Annotated in this window: 1 protein-coding gene; it reads left to right on the plus strand. The window is 61.5% G+C overall.

The genetic code is table 11. From position 1 onward, the window contains the following. Positions 1–304, plus strand: a 304-nt coding sequence (locus ACCD02_RS32705) for a hypothetical protein (RefSeq protein ID WP_413310720.1), incomplete at both ends; no start/stop codon positions are given.

The raw sequence follows: 304 nt of genomic DNA on the forward strand, positions 1-304 counted from the left end.
TGCCCGGAGCCAAGAGCGCTGACGATCACGGCACGCCGGTGCTGGCCCGGCCCGGCTTTGTCTATGTGTTCTACCAGGGCAAGGCGTGGCGCGAGCTGGAAGTGCGCCTCACCGACGGCAAGACGACCTATCACGATGTGAACATTGCCCGTTATCGCCAGGAAACAGGGTTCATCAATGGCGAGCGTACCGCCACGGGCCAACCTCTGGAAGACATCTGGCTGCCCGCCCGCTGGAATGATCAGCCGGTACGCGATCTGCAGCTGTGTTTTTCTGAAATACAACTGCCTGCCGCTCGCCTGCA

The sequence above is a fragment of the Pseudomonas sp. Pseusp88 genome (assembly GCF_047303955.1).
Classification (GTDB): domain Bacteria; phylum Pseudomonadota; class Gammaproteobacteria; order Pseudomonadales; family Pseudomonadaceae; genus Aquipseudomonas.